The 25,907-nt window shown below is 73.8% G+C and carries 21 protein-coding genes and 1 pseudogene; 7 read left to right on the forward strand and 15 right to left on the reverse strand.

Annotation, left to right across the window (positions count from 1 at the left end; translation table 11 throughout):
* The 5 genes from AB0B02_RS25550 to rsgA form a co-directional block, all read right to left on the reverse strand.
* Nucleotides 1-266, reverse strand: a 266-nt coding sequence (locus AB0B02_RS25550; RefSeq protein WP_357304255.1) for a C39 family peptidase, incomplete at its 3' end; no start/stop codon positions are given.
* Between the two features lie 702 nt (nt 267-968).
* On the reverse strand, nt 969-2,906 hold the full coding sequence (gene uvrC / locus AB0B02_RS25555) for an excinuclease ABC subunit UvrC (RefSeq protein WP_281936377.1): 1,938 nt from the start codon (nt 2,904-2,906) through the stop codon (nt 969-971).
* A 75-nt stretch (nt 2,907-2,981) separates the two neighbouring features.
* Entirely contained in the window at nt 2,982-3,467 is a 486-nt protein-coding gene (locus tag AB0B02_RS25560) for a Rieske (2Fe-2S) protein (RefSeq protein WP_281936379.1), read from the reverse strand.
* Nucleotides 3,468-3,667: 200 nt separating this feature from the next.
* Complete coding sequence (gene uvrA, locus AB0B02_RS25565; protein WP_281936381.1) at nt 3,668-6,610, reverse strand: excinuclease ABC subunit UvrA; 2,943 nt, start codon at nt 6,608-6,610, stop codon at nt 3,668-3,670.
* A 176-nt stretch (nt 6,611-6,786) separates the two neighbouring features.
* On the reverse strand, nt 6,787-7,866 hold the full coding sequence (rsgA, locus tag AB0B02_RS25570) for a ribosome small subunit-dependent GTPase A (protein WP_281936382.1): 1,080 nt from the start codon (nt 7,864-7,866) through the stop codon (nt 6,787-6,789).
* Nucleotides 7,867-8,053: 187 nt separating this feature from the next.
* Between rsgA and AB0B02_RS25575 the strand changes: the two genes are divergently transcribed.
* Nucleotides 8,054-8,770, forward strand: coding sequence for a maleylpyruvate isomerase family mycothiol-dependent enzyme (locus tag AB0B02_RS25575; protein ID WP_357304261.1), 717 nt, complete (start codon nt 8,054-8,056; stop codon nt 8,768-8,770).
* 8 nt (nt 8,771-8,778) lie between these two features.
* Complete coding sequence (locus tag AB0B02_RS25580; protein ID WP_281936384.1) at nt 8,779-9,432, forward strand: MBL fold metallo-hydrolase; 654 nt, start codon at nt 8,779-8,781, stop codon at nt 9,430-9,432.
* An 80-nt stretch (nt 9,433-9,512) separates the two neighbouring features.
* Here AB0B02_RS25580 and AB0B02_RS25585 read toward each other — a convergent pair.
* Both AB0B02_RS25585 and AB0B02_RS25590 read right to left on the reverse strand, forming a co-directional pair.
* A pseudogene (locus tag AB0B02_RS25585) lies at nt 9,513-9,659 on the reverse strand (DedA family protein); the annotation flags it as partial.
* 90 nt (nt 9,660-9,749) lie between these two features.
* Complete coding sequence (locus tag AB0B02_RS25590) at nt 9,750-10,424, reverse strand: 50S ribosomal protein L11 methyltransferase (protein WP_281936387.1); 675 nt, start codon at nt 10,422-10,424, stop codon at nt 9,750-9,752.
* Between the two features lie 179 nt (nt 10,425-10,603).
* On the opposite strand from AB0B02_RS25590, the gene AB0B02_RS25595 reads away from it, so the two are divergent.
* Nucleotides 10,604-10,807, forward strand: a complete 204-nt coding sequence (locus tag AB0B02_RS25595) for a cold-shock protein (RefSeq protein ID WP_091059998.1) — start codon at nt 10,604-10,606, stop codon at nt 10,805-10,807.
* 50 nt (nt 10,808-10,857) lie between these two features.
* Here the strand turns inward: AB0B02_RS25595 and AB0B02_RS25600 are convergent, their stop codons facing one another.
* From AB0B02_RS25600 to AB0B02_RS25615, 4 genes are all read right to left on the reverse strand, one after another.
* Entirely contained in the window at nt 10,858-12,159 is a 1,302-nt protein-coding gene (locus tag AB0B02_RS25600; RefSeq protein WP_357304267.1) for an MFS transporter, read from the reverse strand.
* Nucleotides 12,160-12,235: 76 nt separating this feature from the next.
* Nucleotides 12,236-13,144: a hypothetical protein gene (locus tag AB0B02_RS25605; protein ID WP_281936392.1), complete on the reverse strand. Its 909-nt coding sequence runs from the start codon at nt 13,142-13,144 to the stop codon at nt 12,236-12,238.
* A 166-nt stretch (nt 13,145-13,310) separates the two neighbouring features.
* Complete coding sequence (locus tag AB0B02_RS25610) at nt 13,311-14,972, reverse strand: CocE/NonD family hydrolase (protein ID WP_281938484.1); 1,662 nt, start codon at nt 14,970-14,972, stop codon at nt 13,311-13,313.
* A complete protein-coding gene (locus tag AB0B02_RS25615; protein WP_281938486.1) occupies nt 14,969-15,487 on the reverse strand; it encodes a MarR family transcriptional regulator in 519 nt (172 codons plus the stop codon). The genes AB0B02_RS25610 and AB0B02_RS25615 overlap by 4 nt, the downstream gene beginning before the upstream one ends.
* A gap of 128 nt (nt 15,488-15,615) precedes the next feature.
* On the opposite strand from AB0B02_RS25615, the gene AB0B02_RS25620 reads away from it, so the two are divergent.
* Nucleotides 15,616-17,751 carry an MMPL family transporter gene (locus AB0B02_RS25620; RefSeq protein WP_281936394.1) on the forward strand — a complete coding sequence of 712 codons (2,136 nt, stop codon included), beginning with the start codon at nt 15,616-15,618 and terminating at the stop codon, nt 17,749-17,751.
* 51 nt (nt 17,752-17,802) lie between these two features.
* Here AB0B02_RS25620 and AB0B02_RS25625 read toward each other — a convergent pair whose 3' ends face one another.
* On the reverse strand, nt 17,803-18,675 hold the full coding sequence (locus AB0B02_RS25625; protein WP_357304272.1) for a transglycosylase SLT domain-containing protein: 873 nt from the start codon (nt 18,673-18,675) through the stop codon (nt 17,803-17,805).
* 33 nt (nt 18,676-18,708) lie between these two features.
* On the reverse strand, nt 18,709-20,256 hold the full coding sequence (locus tag AB0B02_RS25630; RefSeq protein ID WP_357304275.1) for a DedA family protein: 1,548 nt from the start codon (nt 20,254-20,256) through the stop codon (nt 18,709-18,711).
* 131 nt (nt 20,257-20,387) lie between these two features.
* Between AB0B02_RS25630 and typA the strand changes: the two genes are divergently transcribed.
* Nucleotides 20,388-22,253 carry a translational GTPase TypA gene (typA, locus tag AB0B02_RS25635; RefSeq protein ID WP_281936397.1) on the forward strand — a complete coding sequence of 622 codons (1,866 nt, stop codon included), beginning with the start codon at nt 20,388-20,390 and terminating at the stop codon, nt 22,251-22,253.
* A 76-nt stretch (nt 22,254-22,329) separates the two neighbouring features.
* Here the strand turns inward: typA and AB0B02_RS25640 are convergent, their stop codons facing one another.
* Complete coding sequence (locus AB0B02_RS25640) at nt 22,330-22,995, reverse strand: class I SAM-dependent methyltransferase (protein ID WP_281936398.1); 666 nt, start codon at nt 22,993-22,995, stop codon at nt 22,330-22,332.
* A 70-nt stretch (nt 22,996-23,065) separates the two neighbouring features.
* Between AB0B02_RS25640 and AB0B02_RS25645 the strand changes: the two genes are divergently transcribed.
* Nucleotides 23,066-23,932 carry a serine hydrolase gene (locus AB0B02_RS25645; protein ID WP_357304280.1) on the forward strand — a complete coding sequence of 289 codons (867 nt, stop codon included), beginning with the start codon at nt 23,066-23,068 and terminating at the stop codon, nt 23,930-23,932.
* 4 nt (nt 23,933-23,936) lie between these two features.
* Here AB0B02_RS25645 and AB0B02_RS25650 read toward each other — a convergent pair whose 3' ends face one another.
* Complete coding sequence (locus tag AB0B02_RS25650) at nt 23,937-24,734, reverse strand: tyrosine-protein phosphatase (RefSeq protein WP_281936400.1); 798 nt, start codon at nt 24,732-24,734, stop codon at nt 23,937-23,939.
* 43 nt (nt 24,735-24,777) lie between these two features.
* Between AB0B02_RS25650 and AB0B02_RS25655 the strand changes: the two genes are divergently transcribed.
* The gene (locus tag AB0B02_RS25655; RefSeq protein WP_281936401.1) at nt 24,778-25,875 is read left to right on the forward strand and encodes a dipeptide epimerase; all 1,098 of its coding nucleotides are present in this window, start codon (nt 24,778-24,780) and stop codon (nt 25,873-25,875) included.
* The last annotated feature ends 32 nt before the right edge of the window (nt 25,876-25,907 follow it).

Below are 25,907 nucleotides of genomic sequence, written 5' to 3' on the forward strand. Positions count from 1 at the left end.
ATCTCCTTGGCCATCGCGTGCACGTCGATGTTCTTGCCGAGCACGCTGATGGCGTTGCGGGCGGCGGCGGGGCCGCAGTAGTAGAAGTTCGGCTGCGCCTCGTAGCGCACGTCCAACTCCCGCTCGCCGCTCTTACGGTCGGCCACCACGGTGGCCTTGTCGGCGGGGGCGGCGTGGGCGGCGATCGCGGGGCCGGCGATCCCACCGGCGGTCGCGGCGATACCGGCAGCGGTCAGCACAGTCTTACGCAGCAGGGTGGTAGCCATGATGGTGCCTCCCAGAGGGTGGGGGATACGCGGGCGCGGGGGACGCCTGCGTGCGGGGGAAGTGTGCGGTGGGCCCGGCGGCCGATCAGGTGGCCTGCTCAGGGGCCCGGCGCGACCGGGGCCACACGGGGTGGCCGGGTCGGCGGCTCGGGGGATGTAACGACGGCCGGTGGCCGGTCATTCCGACCGGGGCTGCCAGCGGCCCGAGGGCCGGGCTCCACGCGGTCTGCCAGGTATAACACCCCGCCCCCGGCCCCGATTCCCCCGAGCCGGTGACCCCGACCACCCCACACCGACCCAAACCCGACACCCCCACCCAGGCGGCCCCCCTGGTGAGCCTGCCCGAACCGAGCGCCGGGAGATCTTGGTACCGAACGGCCCCTCCGGGGGCCGAAACGCTCCAAGATCTCCACCGTTCCCGCCATTCAGAACAATCATCCCATAAAGCGAGAACTTCCCGGACGGCATCCACACGCCACCCGGTCACCCCGTCGATCATGACGTTGGCGGGCCGACATGCCGACAGCACGGCAGCCAACTTCATGATCACCGGAGGACCGGGTTGTTGAGCCGGGCACAGGTGGGGCCGGCCCGGACACGGGCAGGCCGGGCGGGGTGCGGCCGTGATCAAGGGGTTGGTGTGCCAGCGGCTCGCCGCGGTGACGTCAACCCTTTGATCAACAGGCTGTGGGAGGGCGGCGGTCAGGACGGGGCGGTGGCGGGGTCGCTGTCGAGGGCGGCGAGGATCGCCTCGGCGGTACGTCGGCCGACGCCGGGCACCTCGGTGATCTCCTCGACCGTGGCCCCGGACAGCCGCTTCAGCGAACCGAAGTGCCGCAGCAGCGCCTTGCGACGGACCTCGCCCAGGCCGGGGACGTTGTCGAGCGCCGACTCGGTCATCCGCTTGGAACGCCGCTGGCGGTGGAACGTGATGGCGAAGCGGTGGGCCTCGTCGCGGACCCGTTGCAGCAGGTAGAGCGCCTCCGAGGTGCGCGGCAGGATCACCGGGAACTCGTCGTCGGGCAGCCAGACCTCCTCCAGCCGCTTGGCCAGCCCGCACAACGCCACGTCGTCGATGCCCAGCTCGGCGAGAGCCTTCGCGGCGGCGGCCACCTGCGGCGGGCCGCCGTCGACCACCACGAGCTGCGGCGGGTACGCGAACCGGCGCGGTCGCCCGGTGGTCGGGTCGATGCCGGGGCGGTCGGGGTCGGCGGCGGTCTCCTCGCCCAGCTCCCCGGTCTCGGCGCGGGCGTCGAGGTAGCGGGCGAAGCGCCGGCGCAGCACCTCGGACATGGCGGACAGGTCGTCGGTGGCGCCGCGCACGATGAATCGGCGGTACTCGTTCTTGCGGGGCAGCCCGTCCTCGAACACCACCATGCTGGCGACCACGTCGGTGCCCTGGATCTGGGAGACGTCGAAACACTCGATGCGCAACGGCGACGTCCGCATGTCGAGCGCTTCGGCGATCTCGTCGAGGGCCTGACCGCGGGTGGTCAGGTCACCGGCGCGCTTGAGCTTGTGCCGGGTCAACGCGTCCTTCGCGTTGCGCTCGACGGTCTCCAGCAACGACCGCTTGTCGCCGCGCTGGGGCACCCGCAGCGAGACCCGGCTCCCCCGGCGGGTGGAGAGCCAGTCGGCGAGCGCGTCGGCGTCACCGGGCAGCTCGGGGACGAGCAGCTCCCGTGGGACGTCGGCCTCGCCCTGCTCGCCGCCGTAGACCTGGGTGCAGAAGTGGTGCACGAGGTCGCCGGTGGTCAGCTCCTCGGTCTTCTCCACCACCCAGCCGCGCTGGCCGCGCACCCGGCCGTCGCGGACGTGGAAGACCTGCACCGCGGCTTCGAGGGGGTCGTCGGCGAACGCCACCACGTCGGCGTCGGTGCCGTCGCCGAGCACCACTGTCTGCTTCTCCATGGCCCGGCGCAGCGCGGCCACGTCGTCGCGCAACCGGGCGGCGCGCTCGAACTCCAACTGCTCGCTGGCGTCGAGCATCTCCTTCTCCAGCCGGCGGACCATGGTGTCGGTCCGGCCGGCCATGAAGTCGCAGAAGCCGGTGACGATCTCCCGGTGCCGTTCGGCGGTGACGGTGCCGACGCACGGCGCCGAGCACTTGCCGATGTAACCCAGCAGGCAGGGCCGGCCGACCTGGCCGGCCCGCTTGAACACCCCGGATGAGCAGGTGCGGGCCGGGAAGACGCGGAGCAGCAGGTCGAGCGTCTCGCGGATGGCCCAGGCGTGCGAGTACGGCCCGAAGTAGCGCACCCCCTTGCGCTTCGCGCCGCGCATCACCTGGAGGCGCGGGTATTCCTCGTCGAGCGTGACCGCGAGGTAGGGGTAGGACTTGTCGTCGCGGTAGCGGACGTTGAACCTCGGGTCGTACTGCTTGATCCAGGTGTATTCCTGCTGGAGCGCCTCCACCTCGGTGGCGACGGTGATCCAGTCGACCGACTCGGCGGTGAAGACCATCTGCCGGGTGCGCTGGTGCAGGTTGACCGGATCGGCGAAGTAGGAGTTGAGCCGGCTGCGCAGGTTGCGCGCCTTGCCCACGTAGATCACCCGGCCGGTGCCGTCGCGGAACCGGTAGACCCCTGGTGACTCCGGGATGGTGCCGGTCGCGGGACGGTAGGTCGAGGGGTCAGCCACGCGCCAAGCGTAGTCCGCACCCCCGACACCCCACCGTCGCCGCGCCCCGCCCGGCCGGCGGGGCGCGACGCCCGGTCAGGCCAGCGTGATCTGGTCGCCGCTGACCTTGATCTCCTTGGCCGCGAGCGGCTTCGTGGCCGGGCCCGCCTTCACCGACCCGTCGCTGATCGAGAACCGGCTGTTGTGGCAGGTGCAGTTGATGGTGCCGCCGTCGACGTTCGACACCGGGCAGCCCTGGTGCGTACAGATCGGGTCGAAGCCCTTGAACTGGCCCGCCTCGGGCTGGGTGATCACCACGCCCTTGCTGGCGTACACCGCGCCGCCGCCGACCGGGATGTCGGTGGTGCGGGCCAGCGGACCGCTGCTGTCCCGGTTGCCGCCGCCGGCGTCGCCGGTGGCGCTGGCGCCGGGCGGTCCGCCGCTGGTCGGGGCCGCTCCCGGGGTGGCGTCGTCGTCGCCGCAGCCCGCCAGCACCACGGCCGCGCCGACCGCGCCGGCGCCCGCGAGCAGGGCCCGACGGCTCTGGGTGACCGGTCCGGTCGGCACCTGGTCGTCAGTCATCTCCGGCCTCTCTCTCGGCTGTCGCCACCGGTTCATGATCCGTGGCCACACTGCGGTACACGCACCAGGGTGGCGCGCGGTTCATACCGGCGCGTCACGAACCGCGTATCCCGCGACCGGACCAGCCGTGGCGGCCCGTCCGGGCCCGCGTCGGCCAGCACGGACGGGCCGGGTCCGGCCCGTCCGCGCGTACGCGTCGGTCAGCGTGCCCCCGCCGGCACCTTACGGGCCCGCGACTTGGTGGCGCCGTTGGCCTTGGCCGCCCGGGTGGTGGCCGCCTTGGCGCCCTTGGCGTCGCCGGCCAGCTTGAGGATCGGCCGCAGGAACTCGCCGGTGTGGCTCTCGGACACCTCGGCGACCTCCTCGGGGGTGCCGGTGGCGAGAACCGTGCCGCCCCGGTGACCGCCCTCCGGGCCCATGTCGATGAGCCAGTCGGCCGTCTTGATCACGTCGAGGTTGTGCTCGATCGTGATCACCGTGTTGCCCTTGTCGACCAGGCCCTCCAGCACCATGAGCAGCTTGCGGATGTCCTCGAAGTGCAGGCCGGTGGTGGGCTCGTCGAGCACGTAGACCGTCCGCCCGGTGGAGCGCTTCTGCAGCTCGGAGGCGAGCTTCACGCGCTGCGCCTCGCCGCCGGAGAGCGTCGGCGCGGGCTGGCCGAGACGCACGTAGCCCAGGCCGACGTCGACGAGCGTCTTGAGGTGCCGGTGGATGGCCGGGATGGCGGAGAAGAACTCGGCCGCCTCCTCGATCGGCATGTCCAGCACCTCGGCGACGGTGCGGCCCTTGTAGTGCACCTCGAGCGTCTCGCGGTTGTACCGCGCGCCCTTGCACACCTCGCAGGGGACGTAGACGTCCGGCAGGAAGTTCATCTCGATCTTGATGGTGCCGTCGCCGGAGCACGCCTCGCAGCGCCCGCCCTTGACGTTGAACGAGAACCGGCCCGGACCGTACCCCCGGACCTTGGCCTCGGTGGTCTCGGCGAAGAGCTTGCGGACGTGGTCCCAGACGCCGGTGTAGGTGGCCGGGTTGGAGCGCGGGGTGCGCCCGATCGGTGACTGGTCCACGCCGACGACCTTGTCCACGTGCTCCAGGCCGGTGATCCGGGTGTGCCGGCCGGGCACCAGCCGGGCGCCGTTGATCTGGTTGGCGAGGACCGTGTAGAGGATGTCGTTGACGAGCGTCGACTTGCCCGAGCCGCTGACCCCGGTGACCGCGATGAGCTGGCCCAGCGGGAAGCTGACGGTGAGGTTGCGCAGGTTGTGCTCGCGCGCGCCGTGCACCACCAGCTCCCGGCCCGGCGTCTGCGGACGGCGGGTGGCCGGCGTCGGGATGGCCCGGCGACCGGCCAGGTAGGCGCCGGTGACCGACTCCTCGTTGTCGAGCAGCGCCGGCACCGAGCCGCTGTGCACGATCTTGCCGCCGTGCTCGCCCGCGCCCGGGCCGATGTCGACGATCCAGTCGGCCACCCGGATGGTGTCCTCGTCGTGCTCGACCACGATCAGCGTGTTGCCCAGGCCGCGCAGCCGCAGCAGCGTCTCGATGAGCCGGTGGTTGTCCCGCTGGTGCAGGCCGATCGACGGCTCGTCGAGCACGTAGAGCACGCCGACCAGACCGGAGCCGATCTGGGTGGCGAGCCGGATGCGCTGCGCCTCGCCGCCGGAGAGCGTGCCCGCCGGCCGGTCCAGGGACAGGTAGTCCAGACCGACGTCGAGCAGGAACTTCAGCCGGGCGTTGATCTCCTTGAGCACGCGCTCGGCGATCATCTTCTGCCGGTCGGTCAACTCGATGCCGGCGAGCAGGTCGGCCGCCTCGCCCACGGAGAGGTTGCAGACCTCGGCGATGCTCTTGCCGGCCAGCGTGACCGCGAGCACCTCCGGCTTGAGCCGGGCGCCGCCGCAGGCCGCGCACGGCACGTCCCGCATGTACCCCTCGTACTTGTCGCGGGACCACTCGGACTCGGTGTCGGTGTGCCGGCGCTCGATCCACTGCACCACGCCCTCGAAGCCGGTGTAGTAGGAGCGCTCCCGACCGTACTTGTTGCGGTAGCGGACGTGGACCTGGTCGTCGGAGCCGTGCAGGATGGTCTTCTGCGCCCGCGACGGCAGCGCGCGCCACGGCGTGTCGACGTCGAAGTGCTGGCTCTCGCCGAGCGCCTCCAGCAGGCGCAGGAAGTATTCCAGGTTGTGCCCGGTGGCCCAGGGCTGGATCGCGCCCTCGCGCAGCGTGCGCTCCGGGTCCGGGATGATCAGCTCGGGGTCGACCTCCTTCTTGGTGCCCAGGCCGGTGCACTCCGGGCAGGCGCCGTAGGGCGCGTTGAAGGAGAAGACCCGGGGTTCCAGGTCCTCGATCGCGAGCGGGTGGTCGTTCGGGCAGGCCAGGTGCTCGGAGTAGCGGCGCTCCCGAGCCGGGTCGTCCTCGGCCAGGTCGACGAAGTCGAGCAGCACCAGGCCGTCGGAGAGGCCGAGCGCGGCCTCGACCGAGTCGGTCAGCCGCTGCTTGGCGCTCGGCTTCACGCTGAGCCGGTCGATGACCACCTCGATGGTGTGCTTCTCCTGCTTCTTGAGCTTGGGCGGCTCGGTCAGCGGGTGCACCACGCCGTCGACCCGGGCCCGGGCGTAGCCCTTGGCCTGGAGTTCGGCGAAGAGGTCGACGTACTCGCCCTTGCGACCCCGCACCACCGGCGCGAGCACCATGAACCGGGTGCCCTCGGCCATCGCGAGGACCCGGTCGACGATCTGCTGCGGGCTCTGCTTGGAGATCCGCTCGCCGCAGACCGGGCAGTGCGGCTCGCCGATGCGGGCGAAGAGCAGCCGGAGGTAGTCGTAGACCTCGGTGATGGTGCCGACGGTGGAGCGCGGGTTGCGCGAGGTGGACTTCTGGTCGATGGAGACGGCGGGGCTGAGGCCCTCGATGAAGTCGACGTCGGGCTTGTCCATCTGGCCGAGGAACTGCCGGGCGTACGACGACAGTGACTCGACGTAACGGCGCTGCCCCTCGGCGAAGATGGTGTCGAACGCCAGGCTGGACTTGCCCGAGCCGGAGAGCCCGGTGAAGACGATCAGGGCGTCCCGGGGCAGGTCGAGACTGACGTCACGCAGGTTGTGCTCGCGCGCGCCACGGATGATCAGACGGTCGGCCACGGTGCGTGTGCTCCCGGAAGAAGAATGTGAGGCGGATCTGTTCACCAGACGACGGGTCTGGGTGGATTTCACGAGGTGTCTGGGTGATTTCCCCAGTCACCGAAGCGCAGGGAAAGCGCCCCGGCAACTCTAGCCCCGAGGTGTGACAACTTCCGGTGCGCGGACATTCCCCCAGTTCAGAGGGCGCCGGGAGTGGGCGGCGTCGCCGGACGCCCGGTGCGTCGCCGCCCACCGCGCCAGCCGCCCCGCCGCTCGGCGGCCACCCGGGCCGCGCGACGACCGCTCTCGTACGCCAGCTCCCGCTGCAACCGGCGCCAGCTCTCCCAGCGGCGGGCCGGCAACGCGCCGCTGTCCAGCGCGTCCCGCACCGCGCAGGCCGGCTCGGCGTCGTGCGCGCAGTCGGCGTACCGGCAGCCGGTGGCCAGCTCGGCGATGTCGGCGAACGCCCGGTCCAGGCCGGTGGCGCCGTCCAGCAGGCCGACCGCCCGGACGCCGGGAGTGTCCAGCACCGCGCCCCCGCCCGGGACCGGCACCAGTGCCCGCCAGGTGGTGGTGTGCCGGCCCTTGCCGTCCACCCGGCGGATCGCCTGGGTGGGCATCACGGCAGCCCCGGCCAACGCGTTGACCAGGCTCGACTTGCCCGCCCCGGACGGGCCGAGCAGGCCCAGCGTGCGCCCCGGCGCGACGTGCCGGCGCAGCGGCGCCAGGCCGGTGCCGCGCTCGGCGCTGACCGGCAGCACCGGCACCCCCGGGGCCAGCTCGGCGAGCTGCCGGGCCACCGCGGCCGGGTCCGCGGCCAGGTCGGCCTTGGTGAGCACCACCAGCGGCTCGGCGCCGGACTCGTGGACGAGGGAGAGCAGGCGCTCGATCCGGGCGGCGTCCGGTGCCGGGTGCACCGCCTCGATCACCGCGGCGGTGTCGAGGTTGGCGGCCAGCACCTGGCCGCTGGCGTCCTTGCCGGCGGTACGCCGCACCAGCGCGGTGCGCCGCGGCAGCACCGCCTCCACGGTGACCGGGCCGTCCGGCCAGGTGGCCAGCAGCACCCAGTCACCGGCGCAGGGCAACGCGGTCAGGTCACGGGCCGCGGCGGCGAGCACGCCGCCGCCGAGGCTCGCCCGTACCGGCCCCTCCGGGCGCAGCACGGTGCACACGCCGCGGTCCACCCGGGCCACCCGCCCGGGTCGGTGGTCGGCGCGTCGATCGAGGTGGGTCGCCCAGTCGGCGTCCCAGCCGAGGGCGGTCAGGTCGAGGGTCATGGCGTCCTCATCGGGGTCGTGGGATCAGGGCGGACACACGCGCGGGGACCGGCATGCGCACCACCTCCCTCCGACTCCCGGCGTCACGGCGTGAAGCCGTCGGCCCCGACGGTAGGACGCGCGGCGACGCGCCGAAAGCGATTTCCCCGGCGGCGCGGCGCGGGCCGGGCCGCTACTGTCGAACCCGATGACGACTGACCCCCTGCTGCTGACCGGCGAGCTGGCCGAGGCGAACGACCGGCTGCTGCGTACCGTGACCGACCTGGCCGCCGCGGACGTCGCGGCGCCGTCGTTGCTGCCGGGGTGGACCCGCGCGCACGTGCTCACCCACCTGGCCCGCAACGCCGACGGGTTCGTCAACCTGCTCACCGCCGCGCGAACCGGCGCGGACATCCCGATGTACGCCTCGGTCGAGGCACGGAACGCCGACATCGAGGCGGGCGCCGGGCGCGGCCCGGCCGACCTCCTGGACGACCTGCGTCGCAGCGGCCCGCGCTTCGACGTGGCGGTGGCGGAGATGCCGCCCGGGGCGTGGGGCGCCACGGTGCAGACCCGGCGCGGCCCGTGGCCGGCGGCGCTGCTGGTCTGGGCCCGGCTGCGCGAGATCGAGGTGCACCACGTCGACCTGGCTGCCGGCTACCGGCCGGCGGACTGGCCGGAGGCGTTCGCCCAGCGGCTGCTGCACGAGGTGGCCACCGGGCTGGCCGACGACCCGACCGCGCCGGCCATGCTGCTGCGGCCCGACGGCCCGGCGCGCGACCTCGTCGTGGGCGACCCCGAGGGCGCGCCCACGATCACCGGCCCCGCGCCGGAACTCGCCGCCTGGCTGACCGGCCGGGGCACGGGCGAGCTGCTCACCGTCGATCCCGACGGCCCTCTGCCGAACCCACCGGAATGGATCTGAACCCCGTCATGACCTACACCGGAGACGTCACGCCCGGCGGCCCGCCGGCCGTGCGCGAACTCGACCGGCTCACCGTGACCAAGCTGTCGGTGGGCCCGATGGACAACAACGCCTACCTGCTGCGCTGCCGCGCCACCGGCGAGCAGGCGCTGATCGACGCCGCCAACGAGGCGCCCCGGCTGCTGGAGCTGGTCGGCGACGGCGGGCTGGCGACGGTGGTGACCACCCACCGGCACATGGACCACTGGGTCGCGCTGGAGGAGGTGGTCGCGAAGACCGGCGCCCGCGCGCTGGTGCACGCCGACGACGCCGAGGGCCTGCCGATCGCCGCCGAGCCGCTGCACGAGGGCGACACGGTCCGGGTCGGCGACTGCGAGCTGGAGGTGATCCACCTGCGCGGGCACACGCCGGGGTCGATCGCGCTGCTCCACCGCGACCCGTCCGGCACCCCGCACCTCTTCACCGGGGACTCGCTCTTCCCCGGTGGGGTCGGCAACACCGACCAGGACCCGGAGCGGTTCGGCCGGCTCATCGACGACGTCGAGGCGAAGCTCTTCGAGCGGCTGCCGGACGAGACCTGGTTCTACCCGGGTCACGGCAAGGACAGCACGCTCGGCGCCGAGCGGCCCGCCGTGCCGCAGTGGCGGGCCCGCGGCTGGTGACCCGCGCCGGGTCCGGCCTCCCCCGTGGCGGCCGGACCCGACCCGGTCAGCCGGTCGCCGCGCCGCCGGCCGGCCGGCCGGCCCGCGCCTACCGCCGCCAGGGTCGCGGCGTCGCCGGGCACCAGCAGCCCGAGCAGGGGTACGCCGTCCGCGAGCATCACCACGCCCAGCAGGCCCGTCAGCGGGGTGGTGGGCGGTTGCCCGAACCGGGTCAGCGGGGCCGTCATGCCGAGCACGCTATGCCCGGCCGACCACCCGGCACATCGGGCGTGATCCCCCAGCCGCCCCGGAGATCCCCTCCGGACGATCCCCGAGGGTCAGCGGGGGCGCAGCACCTGGACCCGGCGTACCGGGGAGTCGACCGAGGGCTCGGTGGTGGGCACCGGGTAGCTGGCCACCAGTTCCAGCCCGGCCGGCGGCAGGTGGCCCCGGTCCGGGTCGCCGACCAGCACCTCGACGCCCTGGTCCGCGCAACGTCGCAGGTAGGGCAGCATCCGCGCGGCCAGCTCGGCGTCGTAGAGGGCGTCGCCGGCGACCAGCAGGTCGACACCGGCCACCCCGTCGAGCAGGTCGTCGCCGTCGACGGCCACCCGGACCCGGTTCGCCCGCGCGTTGACGGTGACGGCGGCCACCGCGTACGGGTCGACGTCGTTGGCGACCACCCGGTCGGCCCCGGCGAGCGCGGCGGCGATGGCGACCAGCCCGGACCCGGCGCCCAGGTCGAGCACGCGCCGCCCGGCGGCGAGTTCGGGGTGGTCGAGCAGGTGCCGGGCCAGCGCCTGCCCACCGGCCCAGACCGAGGCCCAGTACGGCGGCGGGAGCGACCGCCCGGCGGCGGCCTCCATCCGCGCCCACCACAGGATGGCGTCCTCGGCCAGGTGCAGCCGCACCTCGGGCACGAACGGCGTGGCCACCAGGCGCAGGCGGTCGGGGCCCGCACCGGGCGCCGTGATCTCCCGTTCCAGGTCGGCAAGCGCCGTTGTTGTGCTCATCCGGGCAAGCATGCCGTGCCCCGGGTCGGGTCGGGGAGGGTTTCCGGTTCGCAGGTATTCGTGAGCCACGCCGGCACTTCCGCCAGCGGATCCGGGTTCGGGCGGTTACTGTCGAGGAGGTACAGGGGCGATCACCGACCGCGGGTCGGTGCTCACCCGCATTGAACAGGGAGAGACGCATGGCAACCGGCACGGTCAAGTGGTTCAACTCGGAAAAGGGCTTCGGCTTCATCGAGCAGGACGGCGGAGGCCCGGACGTGTTCGTCCACTACTCGGCCATCCAGAGCGGCGGCTACCGCGAGCTGAACGAGGGCCAGAAGGTCGAGTTCGAGGTGACGCAGGGCCAGAAGGGCCCGCAGGCGGACAACGTCCGTCCGATGTGACGTAGTGCCGGTGGCGGCGGTCGGGCTCCGACCGCCGCCGCAGCGCGTCGTCAGGCGGGTGCCGCCGGCAGCTCATGTCGCCGGCGTAGCGGCCCGATCAGCAGGATCAACGGGGTGAGCGCCAGCCAGGCGGTCATCAGCCGGATCGCGCCTGCCGGCCCCCAGGCGGCGCCCAGCATGCCGGCCAGCAGCGCGGCGAGCGGGATGGTGCCGTAGTTGAGCAGGTGCATGCTCACGGTGACGCGGCCGAGCAGCCGGTGCGGCGTGTACGTCTGCCGGAAGCTGCCCTTGACCACGTTGCCGACCGCCACGCCCAGGCTCACCAGCGCGCCGCCGAGCACCAGCCAGGCCACCCGCGCGCCGGGGCCGGCAAGTGGGATCAGCAGCGCGGGCGGCCCGGTGAGCGCGCCGGCGAGCAGCAGCGCGCGGGCGGTGCCGAGCCGCCGGGCCAGCCGGGCGGCCAGCGCCGCGCCGACGACCCCGCCGACGCTGGCCAGGCCGATCAGGAGACCGACCAGGCCGGGCGGCAGCCCGGCCGAGCGGACCAGGAAGACGACCAGCACCGCCTGGTAGCCGGTGAGCCCGATGTTGCTCGCCGCGCCGAAGACGGTCAGCACCCGCAGGTACGGGTCCCGGGTGACGAAGCGCAGCCCGTCGGCCACGTCCCGGCGCAGGGACACCGTCCCGGCGGCCCGGCGCGGATGTGGCTCGACCGCGCGGATGCGGTGCAGGCACAGCGCGGACGCCAGGAAGCTCACCGCGTCCAGCGCCACCGCGGTCACCGCGCCGGCGAGCTGGGCGATCAGCCCGGCCAGTCCGGGGCCTAGCAGGTAGCTCGCGGTCTGGGTGGCGTGCAGCCGGGCGTTGGCCGGGGGCACCTGCTCGGGCGGCAGCAGGGTGGGCAGGTAGACCTGGTCGGCGGTCTCGAAGAAGACCCGGGCCAGGCCGGCGCCGAGCGCCACGACCAGCAGGTGCCCGACGGTGAGCAGGTCGAGCAGCGCGGCGACCGGGACGCCGGCGAACAACGCGGCGGCGACCAGGTCGGCGGCGATCATCACGGGCCGACGACGGACCCGGTCGACCCACGCCCCGACCGGCAGGCCGGCCAGCAGCCAGGGCAACCAGGCGGCGGCGGTCAGCACCGCCACCTGGAACGTGCTGGCGTCGAGCACCGCCACGGCGACCAGCGGCAACGCCACGGCGGTCATGTTGCTGCCCACCGCACTGATGGTGTGGCCGGTCCAGAGCAGCCGGAAGTCGCGGTGCCGGAACAGGCCGCCGGACGGCGCGACCGCGGGCGGCGCGGAGGCGCCGGCCGGGGCGGTCACGGCCGGGCCGGGACGCTCTGACATTCGCAAGAGCTGTTGCGCAATGACTGTTGCCGAATGCCCGACGCCGCGACGCGGCAGTCGTCGCGGCGCGGCCGGGTCAGGCGGTCAGCCGCCGGGACAGCTCGTCGGCGACGTCGCGGGCGATCTGCGGCGGGATGGCCTCGGCGATCTTCTCCGGCGGCAGCCCGGCGAGCACGCCGGTGACGATCTGCTGCTCGTCGGTGAAGTCCCTGCCGGACAGCTCGGTCACCTGCGCCACGAGCGCCGGCCAGGCCCGCAGCATCGCCAGCATCTGCTGGAGCGGGGAGTTCGCCAGCGGCGGGTTGACCAACCCGACCGTGTTGACCGGCGAGATCAGCCAGTTACGCAGGTTCTGCAGGTCGGCCAGCACGTCGCCGACCGTACGGCTGGTCGAGCCGGTGTTCCCGACGAGTTTGTCGGTCTGTTCCATGTCGTCCTCCGGTGTCACTGGGGCGATCAGCCCGATGGCGGTGAGGTAGCGGCGGAACAACGGGGTCTGGTCCCGGCCCGCCCTGGTCGAGTCGCGGAAGAAGCTGATGTGGGTGTGGTAGAGGTGGCTGCTGTCGCCGCTGGTGCGCCGACCCAGCCGGTCCCAGCGCCGCACGGTGCGGCCGTCCGCGGAGTAGATGACCTCCCGGATGTCCCGGGTGTCGGCCGCGTTCGCCGCGCACTGCGCCACCAGCCAGGTGGAGAACGTGCGCAACGTGTGGGTGGCGCCGCCGGAGCGGACCGAGAACGTGCCGACGTCCAACGCGGACGCGTACAGGGTCAGCCCGGAACGGTCCCGGGTGGACTCCACCACCGAGTAGTCGTTGGTCACCACCCGGTCCGAGCCGCAGTGGTAGCCGCCCCGGTGGCTGGGATCACCGACGATGCCGACCTCCGCCGGCTCGAGATCCTGATCCCGGACGACGTTCTTGTCGACGTTGAGGTAGGTGAGTAACAGGCTGCGGACGGCCAGCAGGTTCGCCGGAGCCGACGTCATGGCGGATCCCCTTTCGAGCGATGTCGACAAGGGAGCGATCATCACTACGTGTGATGGCTTGAGATCTGCGGACGCGCCCCTGCCGGATGGCTGCACAGCAACGGGCACTTGCGGGAAGCCTATCCCTCATTGGCAGGAATGCCCAGCTCAAAGACGTTATTGGTGACTATCCGTCGAGCCGCGCGACCGGCAGCAGCAACACCGAGGGATGCTCGGGATCATGCACCACCTCGCGCCATCCCGCACGCAGCGTGACAGCAGTGCCGAGCGGCTCCCCGGTGCCGGGATTGCGCGCCCAGCGCGGGTGGGCGCCGCCGGAGACCTGGAGGCGCAGCCGGTGCCCCGACGCGAACCGGTACGCGGTCGGCCAGAGCGTGACCGGCACCCGCACCACGCCCGACGCGCCGGCCGGGAACCGGCCCGGTTCGACGCGGACCAGGCCGTCGCAGACGTTCCAGGACCGGCCGCGCCGGTCCACGTCGCACAGCCGCACGAACACGTCCAGGTAGGACAGCTCGCTGCGCAGGTGGATCTCGGCGTGCACCGGCCCGATCACCTCGACCGGGTCGTCGAGCGGCTCACCGGTGTAGGTCAGCACGTCCGGGCGGGACTCCACCGGCCGGTTGTCCACCGCGCCCGCCCGCTGGGCCACCAGCAGCGGGCCGCCCAGCGACGGGGTCGGGTCGGCCGGGTCGTACCGGATCCGGTCCGGCGGGCCGCCCACCGGCGGGGCGGGCGACAGGCCGCCACCGGGACGCAGGTGCCAGCGCGTCGGCGTGCCGGGCGGCGGCCAGTCGGGCAGGTCACGCCACCCGCCCCCGACGCCGCCCACGTGCACCCGCACCGGCGCGCGCGCCACCTCCGCGCCGGGGGACGCCGGTCGACCGGCCAGGTGCTCGTCGAACCAGTCCAGCCCCTCGCGCAGCGCCGCGACCAGCAGACCCGGACTGCCGTGGGTCCACGGGCCGACGGTCAGCCGTGGCCGGGCGCCGGTGGCGCGCAGCCGGGCGTAGTCGTCGAGCTGGGCCGGGAGGAAGATGTCCTGCCAGCCGCTGACCATCGCGACCGGCGCCCGCACCTCGGTGATCCGGTCGCCGAAGACCCGGGCTCGCCAGTAGTCCGCGCCCGGCGTGTGGTGGCGCAGCCACTCCTGGAAGAACGGCACGGTCACGCCGGTGGCCACCCGGTCCGCCTCGACCAGCGGCAGGTGGGCCAGCGCCCGGACGAGCCGTGGCTGGCCGCGCTTGAGTTCCCACTGCCGGGCCAGCCAGGGCACGGTCTGCGCCTGGAGCAGCTCCGCCCAGGTGAGCACCGTGTCCAGCGCGAACGACTCGCCCGCGTACGTCGAGTCGCGGGTGGCCGAGGCGGTCACCACGGCGACCATCGCGCGCAGCTCGTCACCGGCCTCGGCGGCCACCGCCCACTGCACGAAGCCCTGGTAGCTGGCGCCGAACATGCCGAACACGCCGGTCCACCAGGGCTGCCGGCGCAGCCAGTCGAGCGTGTCCAGACCGTCGTCGCGCTCGTGCACCAGTGGGTCGAACTCGCCGCCGGAGCCGTACGTGCCACGGCAGGACTGGATCACCACGTGATGACCGCGTTCGGCGACCAGGCGACCGAGCAGCCGCATCGGGCCGCCCCGCCCGTACGGGGTACGGATCAGCACGCAGGCCGCGCCCGGCAGGTCCGGCGCGTAGTGGTCGGTGCGCAGGGTGACCCCGTCGCGGACCCGCACCGGGGCGTCCCGGGTGACGGTGACCCGGCCGACGCGGGCAGCGGGCAGCCGCAGCACGGCCGCGGCGAGCCGGGTGACGAGCCGCACGGTCAGCGGTCGCCGGACGGTTCGGTGGTGGTGCCGCGGGCGGCGCGCACCTCGTCGCGGTGCGCCCGCATGCTGTGCACCATCTCGCCCATGAACCGGTGCACCACGGCCAACTCCTCGTCGGTGAACCGGTCCATCACCTGGTCGGTACGCCGGCCCAGCGGGCCGAAGAAGCTCTGCGCCAGCGTCGCGCCGCGGTCGGCGTAGTGCAGGAGGATCTTGCGGCGGTCGGTGGTGTCCCGGTCGCGCCGGATGTGCCCCGCGCGCTCCAGCCGGTCGACGAGCGCGGTCACCGAGCCGGAGGAGAGGTTGAGCACCTCGCCGAGGCGGCCGGGGGTGATCGGCTCGCCCACCAGCTCGGCCTCCATCACCGCGATCAGCGCCTGGAGATCGGTGGGGTTCAACCCGTGCAGCCCGGCGAACGCGTGCCCGACGTGCTGGGCGTCCGCCGAGTAACGACGCAGGTCGTTGGTGATCTCCGCGACCATGCGCCCCCGTGGGTCGCTCCGTCGCCGGTACATGCCGTGCCCCGTCACCGCTCGCCGCCATCCCCTCGGTCCGGCTTGCAGCATAGAGCCTTGCCGGATAATCTCGCTCATCAAGATACTCGGCTGGCGAGAATCATCCCGCAGGATCAAGAGGGCATCCGATGTCACTGTTCACCCGCGTAGCCCGGGGCCGGCTGGCCGCCTGGCTCACCGTGGCCGCCGCACTCGTCGTCGGCGCGGTGGTCTTCGGGTTACCCCGACCGGACAACCCCGAACCGGTCTCCGCCACCGGCCTCTCCGTCGAGTGGCAGTCCACCCAGGTCGAGCGCCTCCAGGACCAGTTGCCGTCGCGGGACACCCAGCCCGCGCTGGTCGTGGTCAGCCGCGCCGACCGGGCTCCGCTCAGCGCGTCCGACCGGTCCGCGCTGGACGCCGCGGCCGGCAAGCTCGGCCCGCTCGCCGTCGGCGGCCGGGTCGCCCCCGCCCAGCTCTCCCCCGACGGCACCGTGGCGCTGGTCGCCGTGCCGCTGTCCACCGCGGGCGACCAGCAGGCCGTGGTCGACGAGGTGGGCAAGGTGCGCGACGCGGTGGCCGACCTGCCCGACGACCTGACCGTCGAGGTCACCGGCGGTCCCGCCTTCACCGCCGACCTGAGCAAGGTCTTCCAGGGCGCCGACACCACGCTGCTGCTGGTCACCGCCGCCGTCGTGGCGCTGCTGCTGCTGATCACCTACCGCAGCCCGTTCCTGTGGCTCGTGCCGCTGCTCGTGGTGGCCGCCGCCGAGCAGTTCACCCTGCGCACGGTCGAGACCGTCGTGCCCGCGCTGGGGATCTACCTGCCCAGCGGCCAGGTCACCGGCATCGCCAGCGTGCTGGTCTTCGGCGCCGCGACCGACTACGCCCTGCTGCTCATCGCCCGCTACCGCGAGGAGCTGCGCCGCGAGGAGAACCGGTTCACCGCCATGCGGGCCGCGCTGCGCCGCACCGCCGAGCCGATCCTGGCCAGCGGCGGCACCGTCGTCCTCGGCGTGCTCACGCTGCTGCTGTCCGAGCAGGAGACCAACCGGGCACTCGCGGTGGCGTGCGCCATCGGTGTGGTGTTCGCCATGCTCTCCGCCCTGTTCGTGCTTCCCGCCGCGCTGGTGCTGTTCGGCCGGGGCCTGTTCTGGCCGTTCGTTCCGCGCGTCGGCAGCGCCGCCCGGGAGGGCCGGCTCTGGGGCCGCCTCGGCGAGCTGGTCGTCCGCCGGCCCCTGCCGGTCGCGGTGCTGGCCACGCTGCTGCTCGCCGGCCTCGCGCTCGGCGGGCTGGGCATCCGCACCGGCCTGTCCGAGACCGAGCAGTTCCGGGAGCGGCCCGAGGCGGTCGCCGGCGCGGAGACGCTCGCCCGCGCCTTCCCGGCCGGCAGCACGCAGCCGGTCGCGGTGCTCACCAACCCGCAGGCGGCACCCGCGGTGCTCGCCGCCGCCGGCGCGGTCGACGGTGTCGCCTCGGCCCGGCCCGGCCTCGCCGGGGACCGGGTCGCCCAGGTCGACGTGGTGCTCACCGCCGAGCCCGGCACCGCCGCCTCCGACCGGGCCGTGACGGCGCTGCGCGACGCGGTCGCCGCCGTGCCCGACTCCGCGCCCCCCACCGTCGCCGGGGCGGACGCCCCGGACGGCGCACTGGTCGGCGGCACGGTCGCCGCCACCTACGACTCCGACCAGGCCAACACCAGGGACCTGCGGCTGATCCTGCCGATCATCCTGCTGCTTGTCGGCGCCGTGCTGGTGCTGCTGCTGCGTGGCCTGCTGGCCCCGCTGCTGCTGGTGCTGACCGTGATCGCGTCGTTCTTCGCCAGCCTCGGCGCCGCCTGGCTGCTCTTCGACCACGTGCTGGGCTTCCCGGCGCTGGACAGCGGCGTGCTGCTGCTGGCGTTCGTGTTCCTGGTCGCACTCGGCGTGGACTACAACATCTTCCTGGTCACCCGGGCCCGGGAGGACGCCCGTCGGACCGGGACCCGCGACGGCATGCTGTCCGCGCTGCGGGTCACCGGCGGCGTCATCACCAGCGCCGGCGTGCTGCTGGCCGCGGTCTTCGCGGTGCTCGGCGTGCTCCCGCTGATCACGCTCACCCAGATCGGGATCATCGTCTGCGTCGGCGTGCTGCTGGACACGCTGCTCGTCCGTACCGTGCTGGTGCCGGCGCTGGCGTTCCTGCTCGGCGACCGGTTCTGGTGGCCCGGGCGGATCACCCGCGACCCGGACGCGCCCACCGAGGCGGCCCACGCACCGGCCGAGCCGGTCACCGCGCGGGACTGACCAGGTGACCGGGCGTCGGCAGCACGCCGACGCCCGGTCGCCGCGGGCCGCTCAGAAACCGAGGCACTCGCAGCTGGTCATCAGCTCGCGGACGTTGTGGACGTACTGCGGGTTGGGGATCGCCAGCGGCTGCCCCTCCCGGGCCACCGCGCCGTGCCCGTAGTTGTACGCCGAGATCACGGCGTTGAGCAGGCAGGAGTTCAGCTCGGCGGTGCACAGCGAGGCGTCCAGCCGGTAGTCCGACTCGAAGTACATGTCGCCGATGTACTTCGTCAACCAGGCCAGATAGGTGCCGCCCAGGTAGGCGTTGTCCCGGTAGTCGTCGATGTCGTACGACTGCTCGAACCGCTGGTTCATCCACTCCGCGGTGGCCGGCATGACCTGCATCAGCCCGACGCCGCCGTCGCAGGCCACGATTGTCGACTGCCAGCCGCTCTCCTGCCAGGCGGTCGCCTTCATCAGCGCCGACGGGACGCGGATGTCGGGCGCGGAGGTGGGCCAGTAGGTGCGGGCCGCCGCGTCGGCCAGCGCCGCCTTGACCTGGCTCTGCGTCGCCTTGGTGCCCCGGTGGGTGGGCTTGCAGCCGCTGGGCGCCGGCTTCGGCGGGGGCGGCGGCACCCGCGTCTCGGTCGGCGGCTTCGGCCGGGCCAACGGCGCCGTCGACGTGCGGGACGGCTTCGGCCGTGGCTTCCCGCTCGCCTTCGCGCTGGGGCTGGGCTTGCCACCGATCGCCTCGACCGCCGGCGGCGCCTCGCTCGGCGCGTCGGCCGGCGCCTCCGCCGGCTCCTCGACCGGAGCCGCCGTGGGCAGCTCCGCCGCCACCTCGCGGACCGGCCGTTCCTCGCCGCCGCACCCGGTCACCGTGCCCGCCGCCAGCAGTGCCGCCACCGCAGCCGCGGCCCACCGGCCGACTCCTCGCCGCATCGATCCTCCCCGTGGTCCCCCGTCCGGCGCACCCTAGCAGGGATCGACGGGGGTCCGGGGCCCCCGCGACGCCGGCCGGTGCGCCCGGGGCCGCGGCGGCCCCTCTCCCGCGTCCGGGCCGTCCGGGCCGGCGTCCGCCGGGTTGGCGGGATCAGCACCCGCCGCCAGGGTGGACCGGTCGACGCCCGCAGCCGGGTCGGACGGGTCGACGCCCGCAGCCGGGTCGAGCCGGCCGTCCCCGCTCGCCGCCCGGTTCCGGGTCGACCAGGCGATCACGAACACGGCGGTCCAGGCGGCGCCCAGCAGCACCGACGAGGCGGTGCCGCTGGCCGCGCTCCAGCCCAGGTAGAGCCGCGCGCCGGTGACCGCCACCACCCCGGCCGAAGCGACCGTCCAGACCGCCACCCCGACCGGCCAGCGCGCGCCGCGCGCCAGCAGCCAGGCCAGCGTGCCGAAACTCGCCGTCACCACCGCGTTCTGGCCGGGGAACAGGTCCCGGACCCGGTCCGGGACGCCCGGACCGGTCAGGTCGACCACCCCCACCAGCAGCACCAAGGGCACCGCCGCACCGACCGTGCCGACCACCCCGAGCAGGTCCGCCCGCCAGGGCCGGTGCCGCCGGGCCACCACCGCCGCCACCAGGGCCACCGCGGTGATCAACACCCAGCCGCGCAGCACCGACACGAGGGCCAGCGCCGCGTCCGCCACCCCCGGGGTACGCCGGGCGGCGAACCAGTCGCCGACCAGCCCGTCGAGCACCCCGAGCCCGCTGTGCCGGACCACCGCCGCCAGTAGGGCCGCCACCGCCAGCCCGGCGGCGAACAGCAGCGCCAGCCCGAACGCCAGGTTGACCAGCCACGCGCCGACCGGACCGACGCGCATGCCGAGCAGGAGGAACAACACCCCGTACCGGGCCCGGAGCCAGCGCAGCGGTGGCAGCGCGGCGGCGCGGGCCGCCAACGCCCGGGCCGGGTCCGGATTGCGCCCGAGCCAACGGCCGGCCAGCACCACGCCGAGCAGGCACAGCAGCAGCATCAGCACCGCGCCGGTGGCGCGGCCGAGCAGGTCCGACACCCGCCGGTACGACTCGCCGGCCAGATAACCGGCCAGCACGGACGCGCCGACCCAGCTCACCACCCCGGCCAGGTTCCACGGCGCGAACCGCCGGTACGACATCCCGGCGCCGCCGGCCAGCCGGGGCGCCAGCGTGCGGGCGAACGCGACCCAGCGCGCGGCCATCATGCCGCGCCCGCCCAGCCGGTCCAGCAACTCCTCGGCGCGTCGCCACCGGTGCGGCCCGATCCGGGCGCCGAGCCCGGAGGCGCGCAGCCGCGGCCCGTGACGCCGCCCGGCCCGGTAGGCGAGTGTGTCTCCGATCACGGCGGCGGCCACCATCGCCGCCAGCGCGGGGGCGAGCCGTAGCGTCCCCGCGTACGCTAGGAAGCCGACCAGCAGCAGGGTCGCCTCGCCCGGCACCAGCAGCCCGAAGATCACCGCGGTCTCGCCCGCGACGATCATCGCGGCGACCAGGTAGATCAGCAGGGGCGGCAGCTCCTGCAGCCAGTTCAGCAGATCAGGCATTCGGCACCCCGCACGGGAGCCAGCATGCCAGTGGCTGGAACGGTCGGCCCAGCACTTTCGACACAGATCCGGGCCATCTCGGGGTGACCCCGAGGCGTGCCCCGGCAACCGCAGACAGGAGTATGGAGGGTATGCAGCTTCGCACCGACCTCCGCAACGTCGCCATCATCGCCCACGTCGACCACGGCAAGACGACCCTGGTCGACGCCATGTTGCGGCAGGCCGGCGCCTACGGCGCCCGCGGCGAGGACACCGAGCGGGTCATGGACTCGATGGACCTCGAGCGGGAGAAGGGCATCACCATCCTCGCCAAGAACACCGGCGTGCGATACCTGCCGGCGGACGGCGACCCGGTCACCATCAACATCATCGACACCCCCGGCCACGCCGACTTCGGTGGTGAGGTCGAGCGCGGCCTGACCATGGTCGACGGCGTGGTGCTGCTGGTCGACGCCAGCGAGGGCCCCCTGCCGCAGACCCGGTTCGTGCTCCGCAAGGCGCTGCGCGCCCGGCTGCCGATCATCCTGGTGATCAACAAGGTGGACCGCCCGGACGCCCGGATCAAGGAGGTCGTGGACGACACCTACGAGCTCTTCCTCGACCTGGACGCCGACGAGGAGCAGATCGACTTCCCGATCGTCTACGCCTGCGCCCGCGACGGCATCGCCTCGCTGACCCAGCCGGCCGACGGCGCGATCCCGGACGACAGCACCAGCCTGGAGCCGCTGTTCCGCACCCTGTTGGACACCATCCCGGCCCCCGCGTTCGACGAGGACGCGCCGCTCCAGGCGCACGTCACCAACCTCGACGCCTCGCCGTTCCTGGGCCGGCTCGCGCTGTGCCGGGTGCGCCAGGGCACGATCAGCAAGGGTCAGACCGTGGCCTGGTGCCGCACCGACGGCAGCACCCAGCGGGTCCGCATCTCCGAGCTGCTGATGACCGAGGGCCTGGAGCGCAAGCCCGCCGAGTCCGCCGGGCCGGGCGACATCATCGCGGTCGCCGGCATCCCGGAGATCATGATCGGCGAGACGCTCGCCGACGCCGAGAACCCGGTCCCGCTGCCGCTGATCACGGTGGACGAGCCGGCCATCTCGATGACCATCGGCACCAACACCTCGCCGCTGGTAGGCCGGGTCAAGGGCGCCAAGGTCACCGCGCGGATGGTCAAGGACCGGCTCGACAAGGAGCTGGTCGGCAACGTGTCGCTGCGGGTGCTGCCCACCGAGCGGCCGGACGCCTGGGAGGTGCAGGGCCGCGGTGAGCTGGCCCTGGCGATCCTGGTCGAGCAGATGCGCCGCGAGTCCTACGAGCTGACCGTCGGCAAGCCGCAGGTGGTCACCAGGGAGATCGACGGCAGGACCTGCGAGCCGGTCGAGCGGCTGACCATCGACGCCCCGGAGGAGTACCTCGGCGCGATCACCCAGCTCCTCGCCACCCGCAAGGGCCGGATGGAGCAGCTGGTCAACCACGGCACCGGCTGGATCCGGATGGAGTGGCTGGTCCCGGCGCGCGGCCTGATCGGCTTCCGCACCGAGTTCCTCACCGACACCCGGGGCACCGGCATCCTGCACCACGTCTTCGAGTCGTACGAGCCGTGGTTCGGTGAGCTGCGTACCCGCAACAACGGCTCGCTGGTCGCCGACCGGGCGGGCGCGGTCACCTCGTTCGCGATGATCAACCTGCAGGAGCGGGGCCAGCTCTTCGTCGAGCCGACCACCGAGGTGTACGAGGGCATGATCGTCGGGGAGAACTCCCGCTCCGACGACATGGACGTCAACATCACCAAGGAGAAGAAGCTCACCAACATGCGGGCGTCGACCTCCGACGAGACCGAGAAGCTGATCCCGCCGCGCAAGCTGTCGCTGGAGCAGGCGCTCGAGTTCTGCCGCGAGGACGAGTGCGTCGAGGTCACCCCGACCGCGGTGCGCATCCGCAAGGTGATCCTCGACCAGACGCAGCGGGGCCGGATGGCCGCCCGCCGCAAGCACGCCGGCTGACCCACCCCGCGCACCACCGGAGCCCGGCCCGCCCCCTGGCGGACCGGGCTCCGCCGTCTCCCCCGTCGGGTGGGGGTCAGGCGGGCTTGGTGGCCTGGAGGGCGAGGACGTCGGGGATCGGGGCGGAGCCGGACTCGACCACCCGGTCGAGCACCAGGCCGGCGGCGGTGACGGCGGTGAGCAGGTCGGCCAGCGGCAGGTGCCAGGCGCCCACCCGGGCCCGCACCCCGTGCGAGTTCCAGGACCGGAAGGTGTGCTCCGGCTCGGCGTAACCGCCGTCGATCACGACCCGCTCCGGGTCGGACCGGTCGGCGAACGCGCCACAGAAGCACGGATGCACCCCGACGTGCACCAGCCGGCCGCCCGGCGCCAGCACCCGGGCCATCTCCGCGACCGCCGCCGGATAGTCCGGCATGTCGGTGTGCGCCAGCACGCAGACCGCGGCCGGCACCGCGCCGTCGGCCAGCGGCAGCGCGGTCGCGTCGGCGCGGGCCACCGGCAGCCGGGCCCGGGCGTGGCGGAGCTGCCCGGCCGACAGGTCCACGCCGACCGGCGTCCAGCCGAGCCGGGCCAGCTCGGCGGCGTGCGCCCCGGTGCCGCAGCACAGGTCCAGACAGCGACCCGGGCCGCCGCCCAGCAGCTCCGCCAGCACCGACTGGACCCGGTCCATGTAGGTCGCCGAACCGACCGTGGCGTACTCCTCGTACCAGTCGGCGATGTCGTCGTACAAAGCGGTCGCCATCCTGGCACGTTAACGCCGTACCGGCCGCGCCGCAGCCCCGCGCGTCGAGAAGATCGGCTACGGTCGGCCCATGATCTGGGACGAGCTCGACGCGCACCTGGACCGGGTGCCCGGCACCGTCTCCGCGTACGTGGGACGTCCCGGCGCCCGGCCCGTCTGGACCCGACAGGCCGACGCCACCCACTACGCGGCGAGCACCATGAAGGTGGCCGTGCTGGTGGCGCTGCACCGGGCCGCCGAGGCCGGCCGGCTCGACCTGGACGCGGCGGTGCCGGTGCGCAACGCGTTCGACTCCGCCCAGCCCGGCGCGCCCCGCTTCGCCAACGCCCGCGACTACGACAACGACGAGGCGGTCTGGGACGCCGTCGGCGGTACCGCGCCGCTGCGCTGGCTCGCCGAACGCATGATCATCCGGTCCAGCAACCTGGCCACGAACCTGTGCGTAGGCCAGGTCGGGCTGCCCGCCGTGGCGGAGGCCTGGGCGCGGGCCGGCGCGCGGCACAGCGTCACCGGCCGCGGCATCGAGGACTTCGCCGCCCGCGACGCCGGCATCGACAACCTGGTCACCGCCGCCGACCTGGCCGCCCTCCTCGGCGAGCTGACGCTGGGCGCGAGCCGGCCCGGCCCACTCGCCTCGCCGGCCGGCTGCGCCGCCATGCTCGACGTGCTCGTCGCCCAGGAACACCGTGAGGACCTGGCCGCCGGGCTGCCCGACGGCACCCGCATCGCGCACAAGAACGGCTGGGTACGCGGCGTCCGCCACGGCGCCGGCGTGGTCTTCCCGGACGACGCGCCGCCGTACGCGATCGTGGTGTGCACGACCACCGACCTGGCCGACGGCGGCGCGGACGGCGAGCAGGTCGAGGACGACGCGTGCCGGCTCATCGCGCACGTCTCCGCGCGGGTGTGGGACGCCCGGCACGAGCTGGCCGGCTGAGCCGCTACTCCAGCAACTGCTCCCGCAGCCCCGCCCGGACCTCGTCGGTCACGCCCAGCCCGTCGCGCAGGTACGCCTCGAACGAGCCGTGCGCCCGGCGCACCTCGTCGTACGCGGCGTCCAGGTACTCCGCGCGCACCTCCAGCAGTGGCCGGGCCACCGCCGGGTCGAGGTCCGGCCGACGGCGCGTCATCGCCGTCAGCAGCACCTCGCGCAGGCTCTCGGTCAGCTCGTTGTGCCGCAGGTAGTCGGCCCGGATCGCCGGTTCCGGCACGCCCAGCGCGGTCAGCAGCACCACCGACAGCCATCCGGTGCGGTCCTTGCCGGCGGAGCAGTGGAACAGCAACGGCAGGTTCGCGCCGTCCGCGGCCAGCCGCACCGCCGCGCCGAACCCCGCCCGCGCCGGTTCCCCGGTGACGAACCAGCGGTAGATCGCCGTCATCGCCCCCGGCATGCCCTCGCGGGCCAACTCCGCGTACGCCGCCAGGTCGTGCCCCTGCAACACGGCCGAGACGTAGGTGAACACCGGGTGGGCCGCGTCGTACACCGGCAGGTGCACCACGCGGGGCGCGCCCACCAGCCGGTCCGGCGGCGCCACCTCCTGCTCCTGCACGGCGCGCAGGTCCACCACGCAGGCCGTGCCGAGCTTGCCCAGCACCGGCAGATCGTCGTCGGTCAGCCGGCCCAGCGCCGCGGTCCGGACGAGCCGCCCGGCACGGACCCGCCGCCCGTCGGTCGTCGGCAGCCCGCCCAGGTCACGGGCGTTCGGCGCGCCCACCAGCTCCCAGTCCCGCCCGGTCATCGGCCCTCCCCTGCTCGCCACCAGTGCCTATAGGGTGCCCCACATGACGATCGCGGCGGTACGCACCCACCGGCTCTCGGCCCCCTTACACACCCCGTTCGTCACCGCGCTGCGGAGCACCACCTCCGTGGAGACCCTGATCGTCGAGGTGATCGACAGCGACGGCCGGTCCGGGTTCGGCGAGGCCCCGCAGGTCTGGCAGGTCACCGGCGCGTCGATCGGCGGCGCGGAGGCGTGCGTCCGCGAACTGCTCACCCCGCTGCTGACCGGTCGCGACGCGGACGACCTCCAGGCCCGCTGCCGACAGGTGCGCCGGGCCGTGGTGGGCAACGAGTCGGCGAAGGCGGCCGTCGACGTGGCGCTGCACGACCTGGCCGCGCGGCGGCTCGGCGTGCCCCTGGTGCGGTTGCTCGGCGGCACCGCGCTGCGCGTCCCGACGGACGTCACGCTGGCCGCCGGCGACGCGGTCGACCTGGCCGCGGCGGCCGGTCGGCGCCGGGCCGAGGGTTTCACGGTGCTGAAGCTCAAGGTCGGCACCGACGCCCACGGCGACCTGGACCGGGTCCGCGCGGTGCGCGCCGCCGTCGGCCCGGACGCGCGGATCCGGCTGGACGCCAACCAGGGCTGGACGCCGCGCGAGGCGGTCCGGGTGATCCGCGGCATCGAGGACGCCGGGCTCGACGTCGAGCTGGTCGAGCAGCCGGTGCACCGCCGTGACCTGGACGGGCTGGCCTGGGTCAGCGACCGGGTGGCGGTGCCCATCCTCGCCGACGAGTCGGTCTTCGACGTGCGCGACCTGGTCGAGGTGATCCGCCGGCGGGCGGCCGACATGGTCAACGTGAAGCTGGCCAAGTGCGGCGGCCTGCAACCGGCCCGCACGCTGCTGGACCTGGCCGCCGCGCACGGCATGGGCACGATCGTCGGCTCGATGATGGAGGGTCCGGTCGGCGTGGGCGCCGCGGCCAGCCTGGCCGCCGCGCACGGCACCACCGCCGTGTCGGATCTCGACGCCGCCTGGTGGCTGGCCTGGTCGCCGGTCACCGGCGGGCTCCGGTACGAGGGCGCGGACGTGCTGCTGCCGGACGCCCCGGGGCTCGGCATCGCCGACGTGAATGAAGCTAAAGTTCAGCGCCACGGTTGAGTGAGGTTGGATTTTTTCATAGGGTCCCCCAC

Origin of the sequence: Micromonospora sp. NPDC049240, assembly GCF_040647835.1 — a bacterium.
Taxonomy (GTDB): Bacteria; Actinomycetota; Actinomycetes; order Mycobacteriales; family Micromonosporaceae; genus Micromonospora.